The 18,962-nt window shown below is 41.3% G+C and carries 4 protein-coding genes; all 4 read right to left on the bottom strand.

Annotation, left to right across the window (positions count from 1 at the left end; translation table 11 throughout):
• Positions 1 to 114: 114 nt before the first annotated feature.
• The 4 genes from BWD162_RS00770 to BWD162_RS00755 all read right to left on the bottom strand — a co-directional run bounded on the left by BWD162_RS00770 (position 115) and on the right by BWD162_RS00755 (position 18,658).
• Entirely contained in the window at positions 115 to 840 is a 726-nt protein-coding gene (locus BWD162_RS00770; protein WP_078705016.1) for an RlmE family RNA methyltransferase, read from the bottom strand.
• A 968-nt stretch (positions 841 to 1,808) separates the two neighbouring features.
• Positions 1,809 to 2,381 carry an invasion associated locus B family protein gene (locus tag BWD162_RS00765; protein ID WP_078705015.1) on the bottom strand — a complete coding sequence of 191 codons (573 nt, stop codon included), beginning with the start codon at positions 2,379 to 2,381 and terminating at the stop codon, positions 1,809 to 1,811.
• Entirely contained in the window at positions 2,381 to 10,537 is an 8,157-nt protein-coding gene (locus BWD162_RS00760) for a YadA-like family protein (RefSeq protein WP_194284862.1), read from the bottom strand. Before BWD162_RS00760 ends, BWD162_RS00765 begins: the two co-directional genes overlap by 1 nt.
• 75 nt (positions 10,538 to 10,612) lie before the next feature.
• Complete coding sequence (locus BWD162_RS00755) at positions 10,613 to 18,658, bottom strand: YadA-like family protein (protein ID WP_194284861.1); 8,046 nt, start codon at positions 18,656 to 18,658, stop codon at positions 10,613 to 10,615.
• Positions 18,659 to 18,962 lie beyond the last annotated feature (304 nt).

The raw sequence follows: 18,962 nt of genomic DNA, 5'->3' as shown, positions 1-18,962 counted from the left end.
TTTTATCAGTTTCCATCTACAAAAAAACACACATAATATTATTAAAACTATTTGGAAATGCTTTTTATAATCAAATCAGTAAAATAATTTCCAATTTCTTCAAAAAAAGAATTATTATTGTGTTTCAGCTTTTTCTTTCAATTTAAGAGCTACAAGATACAGCTCAACTGATTCAGAACGACTTGCAGGTGGTTTAACATGATGGATTGTTTTAAAATTCTGTTTCAATTTCGTAAGAAGAGTGTTTTCTGCCCCTCCTTGAAAAGTTTTTGCTAAAAAATGCCCACCGGGTTTGAGAACTGAAATCGCAAAATCAGCAGCAGATTCACATAAATAAACTGTCCTCAAATGATCTGTCTGACGATGACCTGTTGTTGGCGCTGCCATATCAGAAAGGACTACATCTGGTTTTGCCCCTAAAGCACTTATCAATTGTTGTGGTGCATTTTCATGAAAAAAATCCATTTCTAACATTACAACTCCAGGTAGTGGATCTACGTGTAAGTAATCAATACCAACTACACTAGGCCGTTGATCATTTGACCCAACCATACGTGCTGCCACCTGACACCACCCCCCAGGCGCTGCTCCTAAATCAATAATTTTTTGACCTTTTTTGAGTATTTCATAACGTTCATTAATTTCGATCAATTTATAAGCAGCACGTGAACGATAACCATCCACTTTTGACTGATGAACATAAGGGTCATTCAAATGCCTTTCTAACCATCGCCGTGATGACGCTTTAATGGTTCCTGCTTTTTTTTTGACTCGCTGATATAATTCATGCGACCCTGCACCACCACGTCCACCTGTCGATGTTTTTATAGTTTTTTTCATGGTTGTTATTATCTCTATATTCTGATAATTCTAGCGCTTAAAACATCTTTTCTTATGATTATACCATACACCACAGTGTACCAGTAATGCCACAAAATACTCTCCTCTTGCCCCACAGTTAGTAGTTCAATCAAAAGTTTAAAATTACACAGAAAGCTAAAATTAATTTGTGCTTTTCAGACCATTGCAAAGATTAATTTCTCGTTTCTTAATGTTTCATGATAATAAACATTTTATTACAAAAGTAATACCTATATTACTCATCAAATACCTAACAACCAATCTCTTACAATCATGTTCATGTTAATATCATTTACTTCAATCGTAAGAGCTAAATTAAGCTATATCCCCTAAAATGGTAAATGCTGTAGAAATTCCCCAAATATAAAACTTCAGATTATGGACTAAATCTCTTTATTTTAACGATTTTAAAAATTACTTAAGCTTACATTTTTACTTCAAGCACCTAGAAAATGTAAATAACACCGATAGAAATAAATGTTCAAATTATAATTCGTCTAACCAGACGCAAAAAGCACTTTTGAAAAATATTAAAGAGTATAATTTTTGACAATTTGCCTCCAACATCAAAAGCACAATCACAATGAATATTTAACTTAACTAATTAATGTGCTACAGCCTCAAATAGCACAACACACTCCTGTTGCCTAATTCGCAATGTCTAACTAAAGCCAACCTCACCTAAAATTTATTGAATAAATTGGCTATGTTCAGTTAAATAGTAAGCTTTTATCGTAATCAAATAATAATTTACTTAGCACTAATTTTAAAAAATATAAAAAAGGTTATGTGATTTCTACAAAACAATACATCATTTGAATAACTCATTTCTATGTATGGTATACTATAATATAAAAACTCAATTATTGGTAATTTTGATGTAAAAATGAAATTTAATAATTGAGAATATTATGATTTTGCTAATAAAACGATATTTGTTGATTTTATTATTGCAAAGAGAAAAGCGCTTCACTCAACCCCTTAAATGGCGTTACAAAGGAAAGCGTTTTTCCCTCTTTAAGCTGATAAGAAATGCGCACATTGCTACTCTTGCTTATTTGTTCCATTAAAACTGGCCCTATGGGATATTGTGCTAAACAGATTTCTTTATTACACTGCTTATAACTAATAAGAAGCGGTTTTTTAACACCTTCCATAAACACTTGAATAGGAACATTTGTGTTAGCGTTTGGTAATGTTCGTAACAACATAACCGGTTGTCCACCTTTTGTAGAAACAAGAGACCAGCTAAAGACCTTGTTGCCTTCTTTATCATTATAGATTGTCTGAGTTACATTACAGATACCTTGTTTAACTGTTTTGTTTTCATCGCAAATTAATGTCCAATAATGAAATTGCATAATAATTCGGCGTATTTCTCCAGGTTTTCCACTGGGCACTGATAATTGCGGTGGATGCACTGTATAAATACTGTCTTCCTCATTAGCAAAGCTTACAGCCTTTCCTAAAAAAACAAGAACAAACAAAAGACCTGCAATATATTTCCGGTTTCTTATCATTATTTAAATGCTACTCTTAATCCTGCACCGACTCCCCAGTGTCCTCCGGCAGTCGTTGCAGATAGGTTAGAGCGAATTCTTCCATTTTCAGATATATAACCAGTCCCAAAAGCAAGCGCAGATTGACCACGCCATACACCACCACCAAATGCGATACTTAATGCCCCTGGTATATCAATGTAATGCAAGTTAGATACCGCTAAACCAATAGCTGAAGCTTGTCTCGCTTCCTTTTTAGTATTCTCAACTTCAGAATTTAAGGTCTCAAACTTCATATCAATATATTTATTGGCCTGTGTAATAATATCATTATTTATATCTTCTATATTTTCTATATTTTGTATTTTTTCATCGGTATATTTATTAGCATCTGCAAGAACCAACTCCACTTGTTGTTTAGTGTAATCATACACTTGTCCACCATTGATTGCTTGTTTTGAACCTTCTTCAATTTTACCATCTGCAACATTGTCAATGATTACAGGTTCACTTTCACTACCACCTGCCAAAGTGATAGTATTGGTTTTGTTACCATATTCATCTTTATCATAGCTAACAATCGCGCCAATAAAAGTGTTAACCTTGTTCTCAACCTTACCAATCTTTTCATTTGTCTCCCAAAGCTGATGACCTGTGACCGCATCAGAAGATCCCTGTTCAATGGCACCATTAGCCACATTGGTAATTTTACCTGCTTGACCATCATGGTTAGCATCATAGGCATTTTTGTCATCATTCCAATTTAAACTATTAGAGCCCACCTGATTTCCAACATGTTCAATACGATCACTGAGACCAAACATGCTGCTATTAACAGCCTCAAAAGCATCAGCTACAGTATGATAGCCCTGCTTTTCACTCTTGCCTTTCGCACCAAATTGCACAACATTAAATGTAGGATCTGTCCATTGACCGTTATTATACCCAGAACCTCCACCTAAATAAGATACTAGCTGGTTATTCATCGAATATAACTGCGAACCATTAATGGCGTCTGTCGAGCTTGAAGAAAGCTCTCCATCTGCTACTCCAGAAAGGACACGAGCATCTCCTTCATTGTTGGCAATGGAGATCTTATCACTCTCTACATTCTTACCAATGGTGATCAATTGCGACTCTGGATCTTGCTCTACAAGCTTATCACCCCCCTCTCTGGAGGTCACACGACTTTCTACTTCGTCAATCTGCTTATAAAGATCCGTCAGTGAACTATCAACACCTGCAAACGCACTGCCAACATCATTATGCTCCTTTTTCTGAATGCTATACGTTGGGGCTGTACCTTTTAATACATCTGCTCCTCCTCCTAAGTACTGAGAAACATTCCCATCAAAAGTTGTGATATTCCTATCAATCTTCGCTACAGTAGCATTCACACCCTCAATGTCCTGACTCACCTTATAAAGCTGCGAACCATTAATGGCGTCTGTCGAGCTTGAAGAAAGCTCTCCATCTGCTACTCCAGAAAGGACACGAACATCTCCTTCATTGTTGGCAATGGAGATCTTATCACCCTCTACACCCTTACCAATGGTGATCAATTGCGACTCTGGATCTTGCTCTACAAGCTTATCACCCCCCTCTCTGGAGATCACACGGCTTTCCACTCCGTCAATCTGCTTATAAAGATCCGTCAGTGAACCATCAACACCTGCAAACGCACTGCCAACATCATTATGCTCCTTTTTCTGAATACTATACGTTGGAGCTGTACCTTTTAATACATCTGCTCCTCCTCCTAAGTACTGAGAAACATTCCCATCAAAAGTTGTGATATTGCCATCAATCTTCGTTACAATAGCATTCACACCCTCAATGTCCTGACTCACCTTATAAAGCTGCGAACCATTAATGGCGTCTGTCGAGCTTGAAGAAAGCTCTCCATCTGCTACTCCAGAAAGGACACGAGCATCTCCTTCATTGTTGGCAATGGAGATCTTATCACCCTCTACATCCTTACCAATGGTGATCAATTGCGACTCTGGATCTTGCTCTACAAGCTTATCACCCCCCTCTCTGGAGGTCACACGACTTTCTACCTCGTCAATCTGCTTATAAAGATCCGTCAGTGAACCATCAACACCTGCAAACGCACTGCCAACATTATTATGCTTCTCACCATGAATACTATACGTTGGAGCTGTACCTTTTAATACATCTGCTCCTCCTCCTAAGTACTGAGAAACATTCCCATCAAGAGTTGTGATATTGCCATCAATCTTCGCTACAGTAGCATTCACACCCTCAATGTCCTGACTCACCTTATAAAGCTGCGAACCATTAATAGCGTCTGTCGAGCTTGAAGAAAGCTCTCCATCTGCTACTCCAGAAAGGACACGAGCATCTCCTTCATTGTTGGCAATGGAGATCTTATCACCCTCTACATCCTTACCAATGGTGATCAATTGCGACTCTGGATCTTGCTCTACAAGCTTATCACCCCCCTCTCTGGAGGTCACACGACTTTCTACCTCGTCAATCTGCTTATAAAGATCCGTCAGTGAACTATCAACACCTGCAAACGCACTGCCAACACTATTATGCTTCTCACCATGAATACTATACGTTGGGGCTGTACCTTTTAATACATCTGCTCCTCCTCCTAAGTACTGAGAAACATTCCCATCAAAAGTTGTGATATTGCCATCAATCTTCGCTACAGTAGCATTCACACCCTCAATGTCCTGACTCACCTTATAAAGCTGCGAACCATTAATAGCGTCTGTCGAGCTTGAAGAAAGCTCTCCATCTGCTACTCCAGAAAGGACACGAGCATCTCCTTCATTGTTGGCAATGGAGATCTTATCACCCTCTACATCCTTACCAATGGTGATCAATTGCGACTCTGGATCTTGCTCTACAAGCTTATCACCCCCCTCTCTGGAGGTCACACGACTTTCTACTTCGTCAATCTGCTTATAAAGATCCGTCAGTGAACCATCAACACCTGCAAACGCACTGCCAACATCATTATGCTCCTTTTTCTGAATACTATACGTTGGAGCTGTACCTTTTAATACATCTGCTCCTCCTCCTAAGTACTGAGAAACATTCCCATCAAAAGTTGTGATATTGCCATCAATCTTCGCTACAGTAGCATTCACACCCTCAATGTCCTGACTCACCTTATAAAGCTGCGAACCATTAATAGCGTCTGTCGAGCTTGAAGAAAGCTCTCCATCTGCTACTCCAGAAAGGACACGAGCATCTCCTTCATTGTTGGCAATGGAGATCTTATCACCCTCTACACCCTTACCAATGGTGATCAATTGCGACTCTGGATCTTGCTCTACAAGCTTATCACCCCCCTCTCTGGAGGTCACACGACTTTCTACTTCGTCAATCTGCTTATAAAGATCCGTCAGTGAACCATCAACACCTGCAAACGCACTGCCAACATCATTATGCTCCTTTTTCTGAATACTATACGTTGGAGCTGTACCTTTTAATACATCTGCTCCTCCTCCTAAGTACTGAGAAACATTCCCATCAAAAGTTGTGATATTGCCATCAATCTTCGCTACAGTAGCATTCACACCCTCAATGTCCTGACTCACCTTATAAAGCTGCGAACCATTAATAGCGTCTGTCGAGCTTGAAGAAAGCTCTCCATCTGCTACTCCAGAAAGGACACGAGCATCTCCTTCATTGTTGGCAATGGAGATCTTATCACCCTCTACACCCTTACCAATGGTGATCAATTGCGACTCTGGATCTTGCTCTACAAGCTTATCACCCCCCTCTCTGGAGATCACACGGCTTTCCACTCCGTCAATCTGCTTATAAAGATCCGTCAGTGAACCATCAACACCTGCAAACGCACTGCCAACATCATTATGCTCCTTTTTCTGAATACTATACGTTGGAGCTGTACCTTTTAATACATCTGCTCCTCCTCCTAAGTACTGAGAAACATTCCCACCAAAAGTTGTGATATTCCCATCAATCTTCGCTACAGTAGCATTCACACCCTCAATGTCCTGACTCACCTTATAAAGCTGCGAACCATTAATGGCGTCTGTCGAGCTTGAAGAAAGCTCTCCATCTGCTACTCCAGAAAGGACACGAACATCTCCTTCATTGTTGGCAATGGAGATCTTATCACCCTCTACATCCTTACCAATGGTGATCAATTGCGACTCTGGATCTTGCTCTACAAGCTTATCACCCCCCTCTCTGGAGATCACACGGCTTTCCACTCCGTCAATCTGCTTATAAAGATCCGTCAGTGAACCATCAACACCTGCAAACGCACTGCCAACATTATTATGCTTCTCACCATGAATACTATACGTTGGAGCTGTACCTTTTAATACATCTGCTCCTCCTCCTAAGTACTGAGAAACATTCCCATCAAGAGTTGTGATATTGCCATCAATCTTCGCTACAGTAGCATTCACACCCTCAATGTCCTGACTCACCTTATAAAGCTGCGAACCATTAATAGCGTCTGTCGAGCTTGAAGAAAGCTCTCCATCTGCTACTCCAGAAAGGACACGAGCATCTCCTTCATTGTTGGCAATGGAGATCTTATCACCCTCTACACCCTTACCAATGGTGATCAATTGCGACTCTGGATCTTGCTCTACAAGCTTATCACCCCCCTCTCTGGAGGTCACACGACTTTCTACCTCGTCAATCTGCTTATAAAGATCCGTCAGTGAACCATCAACACCTGCAAACGCACTGCCAACATTATTATGCTTCTCACCATGAATACTATACGTTGGAGCTGTACCTTTTAATACATCTGCTCCTCCTCCTAAGTACTGAGAAACATTCCCATCAAAAGTTGTGATATTGCCATCAATCTTCGCTACAGTAGCATTCACACCCTCAATGTCCTGACTCACCTTATAAAGCTGCGAACCATTAATAGCGTCTGTCGAGCTTGAAGAAAGCTCTCCATCTGCTACTCCAGAAAGGACACGAGCATCTCCTTCATTGTTGGCAATGGAGATCTTATCACCCTCTACATCCTTACCAATGGTGATCAATTGCGACTCTGGATCTTGCTCTACAAGCTTATCACCCCCCTCTCTGGAGGTCACACGACTTTCTACCTCGTCAATCTGCTTATAAAGATCCGTCAGTGAACTATCAACACCTGCAAACGCACTGCCAACACTATTATGCTTCTCACCATGAATACTATACGTTGGGGCTGTACCTTTTAATACATCTGCTCCTCCTCCTAAGTACTGAGAAACATTCCCATCAAGAGTTGTGATATTGCCATCAATCTTCGCTACAGTAGCATTCACACCCTCAATGTCCTGACTCACCTTATAAAGCTGCGAACCATTAATAGCGTCTGTCGAGCTTGAAGAAAGCTCTCCATCTGCTACTCCAGAAAGGACACGAGCATCTCCTTCATTGTTGGCAATGGAGATCTTATCACCCTCTACATCCTTACCAATGGTGATCAATTGCGACTCTGGATCTTGCTCTACAAGCTTATCACCCCCCTCTCTGGAGGTCACACGACTTTCTACCTCGTCAATCTGCTTATAAAGATCCGTCAGTGAACCATCAACACCTGCAAACGCACTGCCAACATCATTATGCTCCTTTTTCTGAATACTATACGTTGGAGCTGTACCTTTTAATACATCTGCTCCTCCTCCTAAGTACTGAGAAACATTCCCATCAAAAGTTGTGATATTGCCATCAATCTTCGTTACAATAGCATTCACACCCTCAATGTCCTGACTCACCTTATAAAGCTGCGAACCATTAATGGCGTCTGTCGAGCTTGAAGAAAGCTCTCCATCTGCTACTCCAGAAAGGACACGAGCATCTCCTTCATTGTTGGCAATGGAGATCTTATCACCCTCTACATCCTTACCAATGGTGATCAATTGCGACTCTGGATCTTGCTTTATAAGCTTATCACCCCCCTCTCTGGAGATCACACGGCTTTCCACTCCGTCAATCTGCTTATAAAGATCCGTCAGTGAACCATCAACACCTGCAAACGCACTGCCAACATTATTATGCTTCTCACCATGAATACTATACGTTGGAGCTGTACCTTTTAATACATCTGCTCCTCCTCCTAAGTACTGAGAAACATTCCCACCAAAAGTTGTGATATTCCCATCAATCTTCGCTACAGTAGCATTCACACCCTCAATGTCCTGACTCACCTTATAAAGCTGCGAACCATTAATGGCGTCTGTCGAGCTTGAAGAAAGCTCTCCATCTGCTACTCCAGAAAGGACACGAACATCTCCTTCATTGTTGGCAATGGAGATCTTATCACCCTCTACATCCTTACCAATGGTGATCAATTGCGACTCTGGATCTTGCTCTACAAGCTTATCACCCCCCTCTCTGGAGATCACACGGCTTTCCACTCCGTCAATCTGCTTATAAAGATCCGTCAGTGAACCATCAACACCTGCAAACGCACTGCCAACATTATTATGCTTCTCACCATGAATACTATACGTTGGAGCTGTACCTTTTAATACATCTGCTCCTCCTCCTAAGTACTGAGAAACATTCCCATCAAGAGTTGTGATATTGCCATCAATCTTCGCTACAGTAGCATTCACACCCTCAATGTCCTGACTCACCTTATAAAGCTGTGAACCATTAATAGCGTCTGTCGAGCTTGAAGAAAGCTCTCCATCTGCTACTCCAGAAAGGACACGAACATCTCCTTTACTGTTGGCAATGGAGACCTTGTTACCTAGTTCTACTTGGCCTCCAATAGTGATCAATTTCGACTCTGGATCTTGCATTACGATTTCCAAAAACCCAAGCTTACCAGAAAGTTGGGTCAATGTCTTATCAACACTTGCAAACGCACTGCCAACATCATTATGCTCTTTTCTCTGAATGCTATACGTTGGGGCTGTACCTGCCAGTACATATGCACCTCTTCCTAAGTACTGAGAAATATTCTTGGCCATTTTATATAGCTGCGAACCATTGATGGCATCCAACGATGCGTAAGCAACATCCCCATCCGCTACATTTATAATTTTTTTACCTCCAGCATTAATCTCATCGATTGTTATCTGTGGTCCACCCTCATTTAAGCCATCTTCACTTAAGCTGCTTCCTCTTATTGCGATGCTATTTACTTCAAAATCATCCTTTGTATCAAATACTATATCAGTACGTCCTCGTATACCTGAATCCTTATAAGCAATTTTTAAATTTCTGTCAGAAGATAAATGAAACAAGCCATAATTCGAAACTCTTGTAGCACCTTGACCGTTAGCAGAAAGTAGCCAGTTTACCCCTGGAGCGTTGTCTTCCAGTACCCATTGTCTTAATGCCTTCAGTTGAGCAACATTCACTGCATCAGTATCATAAGTACCAGCAGAAACTCCCGTAATCTGTCGTGTTCTTCCCTTAGTTACATCACCAATACCTATAGCACCCAAAGTAGATATCCATGTAGGAGTTTGGTTTTCTGAGACGCCATCACTTATAGGGTCATAACCAATCTGACCCACAGGAAACCATACTGCAGAATAGTGTCCTAGCTTAACAGCAGTGTCCGACCCCGGGCCCCCTTTCGCCCCTCGATTGTCTAGACCTATACATACACCCCACCATCGTTTCAGCTCTGTGTTCGGGCATAAATATTGCATCGGAATCCCGGGTGGTGGAGGCTTTCCAAAATTTCCCACCCACCTTTCTGCTGCATCCGCATTTCCTCCAAACAACCGCCTTGCCCCCACATCCGCGTCAATTAAAGAATGTACACTTGTACTTGTTAAAGCACTCACTGATGCATCAGCTCCACAACTACTTTCAAAGGAATAACCACCAGAACCATCAGAGAGCTGATTGGCGGTTAATTTCTTATAATGCTCCTCTGCAGATATTTTCTTGCCTGATGTGGATGATGAACGACTAACAACCTGATCCACACCACAAGAACGATCACCACGCGTCATAACAACACGCCCATCACGAGCACTTGCAGAAATCACACCACTTGTGCTTTGGCTCGCATTTGCACTTTGAACTGTCGCCCCTGTTGAAGAAAGATGAGAAGCAAAAACTGGAGAAACGCTCGATAAAAGAGAAGCCATTACCGCCCCTAATGAAACAACTCTAACCAAAGACACTTCAGACAGAGATCTTGGACCATTGAGGCCTTTGTTTTTTGGAGTGATATGTAATTTTTTCATAACAAATCTTTCAAAAATAAAAAACATATTTGGACATCAAAAAGACATATTTAGATCATTAATGAAAACGCTATTTCATCGCTTTAATATTAAGCTTACTCCTGCACCTACACCCCAGTGACCTCCAGAAGTCGCTGCAGATAAACTAGAACGGGCCTTTCCATTTTCAGATGTATAACTAGCACCAAAAGAAGATGCTGATTGACTGCGCCATAAACCACTACCAAATGCAACACTTATTGCCCCAGGTATATCAGCGTAACGCAAATTAGACACAGCTAAACCAATAGCTGCTGCTTGTCTTGCTTCTTTTTGGACGTTTTTAATTTTGTAATTTAAGACATCAAATGTCGTATCAGTATAGGTGTTAGCTTGTGCAACAGCACCACCAACTATATTTTCTATTTTTTCATCGGTGTATTTGTTAGCATCGGCAAGAGTAAGTTTTGTCTGTTCTTGGACGTAATCATGCAACTGCCCACCGTTAATCGCTTGTTTTGAACCTTTTTCGATCCTACCATTTGCAACATTGTCAATGACCACAGGGTCACCTTCTTTAACACCGACTAACGTAATGCTATTAACTTTTGCGCCATGTTCATCTTTATCATAAATAACAGCCCCCTCAGTAAGAATGTCAACATCGTTAATTATACTATCAACTTTGTTTTCAAGACCGTCAACCTTTTCATTCGTCTGCCAAAGTTGATCACCTGTAATCGCATCAGAAGATCCCTGTTCAATAGCACCATTAGCCACATTAGTAATTTTACCTGCTTGACCACCATGGTTAGCATCATAGGCTCCTTGTTCACCACTCCAATTTAAACCATCAGAGTTCACTGAAGAATTCGCCTGATTTTCAACTTGCTGAATGTGATCATTGAGACCTGACAGACTACTATTAACAGCACCAAAAGCATCTGCTACAGTATGATAGTCCTGTCTGACATTCTTGCCATTCGTACCAAATTGGACTACACTAAATGTAGGATCTGTCCATTGACCACCCTCATATCCTGCTCCTCCTCCGAAATACCGTGCTATCGTTGTATTCATCTCATAAAGCTGAGAACCTGTTACTGCTTCTATCGAACTTTCAGAAACATCCCCATTTGCCAAACCAGTAAGAACACGAGACTCACCTTTGTTGTTGGTGATACTGATCTTATTACCCCCAGTCTGTCCTCCAATCGCAATCAGCTGAGATTCTTGACTTTGCGCTACAAGACTGTCATCCCCTACGCTGTTGTGCAGAACATCAACCTTCTCATAAAGATCTGTCAGTGTATTATCAACACCTGCAAACGCACTGCCAATATCATTATGCTCCTTTTTCTGAATGCTATACGTTGGGGCTGTACCTGCCAGTACATCTGCTCCACCACCTAAATACCGAGAAATATTCCCATCAAGAGTTGTAACATTCCTCTCAACATTCGTTACAGCAGCATTCACACCCTCAATGTCCTGACCTACTTCATAAAGCTGAGAACCTGTTACTGCTTCTATCGAACTTTCAGAAACATCCCCATTTGCCAAACCAGTAAGAACACGAGATTCACCATCTTTGTTAGTAATGGAAACCTTAGTACCATCTGTTTTTGCTCCAATAGTGATCAGATTTGACACAGGATGTTGCTCAACAAGACCATTACCTACTGTAACACTACCATTTTCCAGACCATCAACTTTCTCATAAAGATCTGTCAGTGAACTATCAACACCTGCAAACGCACTGCCAATATCATTATGCTCCTTTTTCTGAATGCTATACGTTGGGGCTGTACCTGCCAGTACATATGCTCCACCACCTAAATACCGAGAAATATTCCCATCAAGAGTTGTAACATTCCTCTCAACATTTGTTACAGCAGCACTTAAATCCTCAACATCCTGACCTACTTCATAAAGCTGAGAACCTGTTACTGCTTCTATCGAACTTTCAGAAACATCCCCATTTGCCAAACCAGTAAGAACACGAGACTCACCTTTGTTGTTGGTGATACTGATCTTATTACCCCCAGTCTGTCCTCCAATCGCAATCAGCTGAGATTCTTGACTTTGCGCTACAAGACTGTCATCCCCTACGCTGTTGTGCAGAACATCAACCTTCTCATAAAGATCTGTCAGTGTATTATCAACACCTGCAAACGCACTGCCAATATCATTATGCTCCTTTTTCTGAATGCTATACGTTGGGGCTGTACCTGCCAGTACATCTGCTCCACCACCTAAATACCGAGAAATATTCCCATCAAGAGTTGTAACATTCCTCTCAACATTCGTTACAGCAGCATTCACACCCTCAATGTCCTGACCTACTTCATAAAGCTGAGAACCTGTTACTGCTTCTATCGAACTTTCAGAAACATCCCCATTTGCCAAACCAGTAAGAACACGAGATTCACCATCTTTGTTAGTAATGGAAACCTTAGTACCATCTGTTTTTGCTCCAATAGTGATCAGATTTGACACAGGATGTTGCTCAACAAGACCATTACCTACTGTAACACTACCATTTTCCAGACCATCAACTTTCTCATAAAGATCTGTCAGTGAACTATCAACACCTGCAAACGCACTGCCAATATCATTATGCTCCTTTTTCTGAATGCTATACGTTGGGGCTGTACCTGCCAGTACATATGCTCCACCACCTAAATACCGAGAAATATTCCCATCAAGAGTTGTAACATTCCTCTCAACATTCGTTACAGCAGCACTTAAATCCTCAACATCCTGACCTACTTCATAAAGCTGAGAACCTGTTACTGCTTCTATCGAACTTTCAGAAACATCCCCATTTGCCAAACCAGTAAGAACACGAGATTCACCATCTTTGTTAGTAATGGAAACCTTAGTACCATCTGTTTTTGCTCCAATAGTGATCAGATTTGACACAGGATGTTGCTCAACAAGACCATTACCTACTGTAACACTACCATTTTCCAGACCATCAACTTTCTCATAAAGATCTGTCAGTGAACTATCAACACCTGCAAACGCACTGCCAATATCATTATGCTCCTTTTTCTGAATGCTATACGTTGGGGCTGTACCTGCCAGTACATATGCTCCACCACCTAAATACCGAGAAATATTCCCATCAAGAGTTGTAACATTCCTCTCAACATTCGTTACAGCAGCACTTAAATCCTCAACATCCTGACCTACTTCATAAAGCTGAGAACCTGTTACTGCTTCTATCGAACTTTCAGAAACATCCCCATTTGCCAAACCAGTAAGAACACGAGATTCACCATCTTTGTTAGTAATGGAAACCTTAGTACCATCTGTTTTTGCTCCAATAGTGATCAGATTTGACACAGGATGTTGCTCAACAAGACCATTACCTACTGTAACACTACCATTTTCCAGACCATCAACTTTCTCATAAAGATCTGTCAGTGAACTATCAACACCTGCAAACGCACTGCCAATATCATTATGCTCCTTTTTCTGAATGCTATACGTTGGGGCTGTACCTGCCAGTACATATGCTCCACCACCTAAATACCGAGAAATATTCCCATCAAGAGTTGTAACATTCCTCTCAACATTCGTTACAGCAGCACTTAAATCCTCAACATCCTGACCTACTTCATAAAGCTGTTTACCTGTCACTGCTTCTATCGAACTTTCAGAAACATCCCCATTTGCCAAACCAGTAAGAACACGAGATTCACCATCTTTGTTAGTAATGGAAACCTTAGTACCATCTGTTTTTGCTCCAATAGTGATCAGATTTGACACAGGATGTTGCTCAACAAGACCATTACCTACTGTAACACTACCATTTTCCAGACCATCAACTTTCTCATAAAGATCTGTCAGTGTATTATCAACACCTGCAAACGCACTGCCAATATCATTATGCTCCTTTTTCTGAATGCTATACGTTGGGGCTGTACCTGCCAGTACATATGCTCCACCACCTAAATACCGAGAAATATTCCCATCAAGAGTTGTAACATTCCTCTCAACATTCGTTACAGCAGCATTCACACCCTCAATGTCCTGACCTACTTCATAAAGCTGAGAACCTGTTACTGCTTCTATCGAACTTTCAGAAACATCCCCATTTGCCAAACCAGTAAGAACACGAGATTCACCATCTTTGTTAGTAATGGAAACCTTAGTACCATCTGTTTTTGCTCCAATAGTGATCAGATTTGACACAGGATGTTGCTCAACAAGACCATTACCTACTGTAACACTACCATTTTCCAGACCATCAACTTTCTCATAAAGATCTGTCAGTGAACTATCAACACCTGCAAACGCACTGCCAATATCATTATGCTCCTTTTTCTGAATGCTATACGTTGGGGCTGTACCTGCCAGTACATATGCTCCACCACCTAAATACCGAGAAATATTCCCATCAAGAGTTGTAACATTCCTCTCAACATTCGTTACAGCAGCATTCACACCCTCAATGTCCTGACCTACTTCATAAAGCTGTTTACCTGTCACTGCTTCTATCGAACTTTCAGAAACATCCCCATTTGCCAAACCAGTAAGAACACGAGACTCACCTTTGTTGTTGGTGATACTGATCTTATTACCCCCAGTCTGTCCTCCAATCGCAATCAGCTGAGATTCTTGACTTTGCGCTACAAGACTGTCATCCCCTACGCTGTTGTGCAGAACATCAACCTTCTCATAAAGATCTGTCAGTGTATTATCAACACCTGCAAACGCACTGCCAATATCATTATGCTCCTTTTTCTGAATGCTATACGTTGGGGCTGTACCTGCCAGTACATCTGCTCCACCACCTAAATACCGAGAAATATTCCCATCAAGAGTTGTAACATTCCTCTCAACATTCGTTACAGCAGCATTCACACCCTCAATGTCCTGACCCACTTCATAAAGCTGTTTACCTGTTACTGCTTCTATCGAACTTTCAGAAACATCTCCATCCTTCAAGCCGGTAAGCACACGAGCTTCCCCTTTGTTGTTGGTGATACTGATCTTATTACCCCCAGTCTGTCCTCCAATCGTAATCAGCTGAGATTCTTGACCTTGCGCTACAAGACTGTCATCCCCTACGCTGTTGTGCAGACCATCAACTTTCTCATAAAGATCTGTCAGTGAACTATCAACACCTGCAAACGCACTGCCAATATCATTATGCTCCTTTTTCTGAATGCTATACGTTGGGGCTGTACCTGCCAGTACATATGCTCCACCACCTAAATACCGAGAAATATTCCCATCAAGAGTTGTAACATTCCTCTCAACATTCGTTACAGCAGCATTCACACCCTCAATGTCCTGACCTACTTCATAAAGCTGTTTACCTGTCACTGCTTCTATCGAACTTTCAGAAACATCCCCATTTGCCAAACCAGTAAGAACACGAGATTCACCTTTGTTGTTGGTGATACTGATCTTATTACCCCCAGTCTGTCCTCCAATCGTAATCAGCTGAGATTCTTGACTTTGCGCTACAAGACTGTCATCCCCTACGCTGTTGTGCAGACCATCAACCTTCTCATAAAGATCTGTCAGTGTATTATCAACACCTGCAAACGCACTGCCAATATCATTATGCTCCTTTTTCTGAATGCTATACGTTGGGGCTGTACCTGCCAGTACATCTGCTCCACCACCTAAATACCGAGAAATATTCCCATCAAGAGTTATAAAATTCTCCACAACATTCAATACAGCAGCACGTAAACCATTAACATCCTGACCCATTTCATAAAGCTGTGCACCTGTTACTGCTTCTATCGAACTTTCCAAAAGACGCCCCTTTGCCAAACCAGTAAGAACACGAGATTCTCTCTTGTTGTTGATGATACTGATCTTATTACCCCCAGTCTGTCCTCCAATCGTAATCAGCTGAGATCCTTGACTTTGCGCTACAAGACTGTCATCCCCTACGCTGTTGTGCAAAACATCAACTTTCTCATAAAGATCTGTCAGTGTATTATCAACACCTGCAAACGCACTGCCAATATCATTATGCTCCTTTTTCTGAATGCTATACGTTGGGGCTGTACCTGCCAGTACATATGCTCCACCACCTAAATACCGAGAAATATTCCCACCAAAAGTTGTGATATTTCCCTCAACATTCGTTACAGCAGCATTCACACCCTCAATGTCCTGACCCACTTCATAAAGCTGTTTACCTGTTACTGCTTCTATCGAACTTTCAGAAACATCTCCACCCTTCAAGCCGGTAAGCACACGAGCTTCCCCTTTATTATTGGTGATACTGATCTTATTACCCCCAGTCTGTCCTCCAATCGTAATCAGCTGAGATTCTTGACTTTGCGCTACAAGACTGTCATCCCCTACGCTGTTGTGCAGAATATCAACCTTCTCATAAAGATCCGTCAGTGTCTTATCAACACCTACAAACGCACGGCCAACACTGTTATGCTCCTTTTTTTGAATAATATACGTCGGTTCTTGACCACCTGCAAGATTTGCATTACCATCTAAATACCGAGAAAGCCTATTAGTAAAAATTGTCATACGCCCATCTACACCAGACACAGCACCTTTTAATTCGACAACATTTCCCATCGCCTGCCAAAGCTGCGAACCAGTGATAGCGTTTGTCGAATTTTCTGAAACATGTCCATCTGCCAAACCAGTAAGAACGCGAGGTCTCGAACCTCTAGCAGCGATGGAAACCACAGTGCCATCTGTTTTTGCTCCAATAGTGATAGCATGTGTCTCTGGATCTTGCATAGTAAAGCTATTACTGGCAGCATCGTAAAGCCCAGTAGTAAGCCGTGTCAGTACCGTATCAACAGCCTCAAAAGCAGACCCAACATCAGCCTGTACCTCCCCCTGAATTCTATACCGCGGAATATGGCCTTCTAGTACATCTCCTTCACCACCGAAATACTTCGAAGTAGCACTGGCCACCTTATACAGCTGGAAACCATTCACTGCTTCTGTAGAGTCTACTCTAATATCTCCGCCGACCAGGTGTGTAATTGTTTTATACCCAGCATCGATCCCACTAGCACTTAACTTTGGACCACCACTTCCCAATGTAATGCTTGATACTTTAAGATCCTCAACCAAATTAAATTGTATATGATTACCCTCTTTGACAATCTTAATATTGCTATCAGGCTGAGCAGAGAAATCAACCCCGTCTTGGTCACCAATGACTGTAACATTTTGGCCGTCAACAGAAATTCTCCAACGACTGGTTACAGTATCCTTAATGATCCATTCTTTCAATGATTTTAGCTGAGCAACATTCACTGCATCAGTATCATGAGTACCAGCAGAGACTCCCGTAATTTGTCGTGTTTTTCCTAGAGGTTCATCACCAATACTAATTTCACCAAGAGTACTTGTCCATTCAATCCGGTTCACGGCATAATGTCCATCAACCCGAGCATTATAACCAGACACTCCAGCACCACGATGGCCTCTAGAGTAGGACCCCAAAGCAACAGCATCTGCTGCGTCTGCACGAGCTTCGGTACCTATACACACTGACCTCCTTGCTAACCCATCGGAATCACACCAATACTCAAGTTTCTCTGGAAGCACCCCACGACTACTGTTTTCACCAATAATAGAGAGCCCGTTTTGCTGATTATATCCCCCTGCACTGGTTGCATCCGCAGATAAGAAAACTATTGCATTACTAGACCGATTAATAGCATTATTTTCTTTCAGCAACCAATCTCTTGTCGTTTCTACATCAATTAAAGCATTCACTGATGTATCAGCCCCACAACTACTTTCAAAGGAATAACCACCAGAATCATCAGAGAGCTGATTGGCGGTCAATTTCTTATAATGCTCTTCTGCGGATCTTTTCTTGCCTGATGTGGATGATGAACGACTAACAACATGATCCACACCACAAGAACGATCACCATGCGTCATAACAACACGCCCATCACGAGCACTTGCAGAAATTACACCACTTGTGCTTTGGCTCGCATTTGCACTTTGAACTGCCGCCCCTGTTGAAGAAAGATGAGAAGCAAAAACTGGAGAAACACTCGATAAAAGAGAAGCCATTACCGCCCCTAATGAAACAACTCTAACCAAAGACACTTCAGACAGAGATCTTGGACCATTGAGGCCTTTGTTTTTTGGAGTGATATGTAATTTTTTCATAACAAATCTTTCAAAAATAAAAAACATCAAAAAAATGCATTTGAGCCATTTAAAAGTCACAATTGAGCACTATCTAATTCAATGGTAGACTTTTGTTGTGAAAACAAACATAAAAAATAAACCAAAGAATGAGACTAACTTTTCAAGCTAACAAATAAAAGAATGAGGTTTTGTAGCTTTTAAATGGGCTGTTTGAGTCAATAGAAATTAATAAGGAAAGTCATCATTTCGGATTCTGTCCTTATAAGGTGTGTGACCTCAAAAATATGTAGTTTTTCATAATAACCCCTCCAAAATAAAAGTT

The sequence above is a fragment of the Bartonella sp. WD16.2 genome (genome assembly GCF_002022505.1).
In the GTDB taxonomy this organism is placed as follows: Bacteria; Pseudomonadota; Alphaproteobacteria; order Rhizobiales; family Rhizobiaceae; genus Bartonella.
Note: the sequence above shows the minus strand (reverse complement) of the source record. Positions and strands in the feature narration are given on the sequence as shown.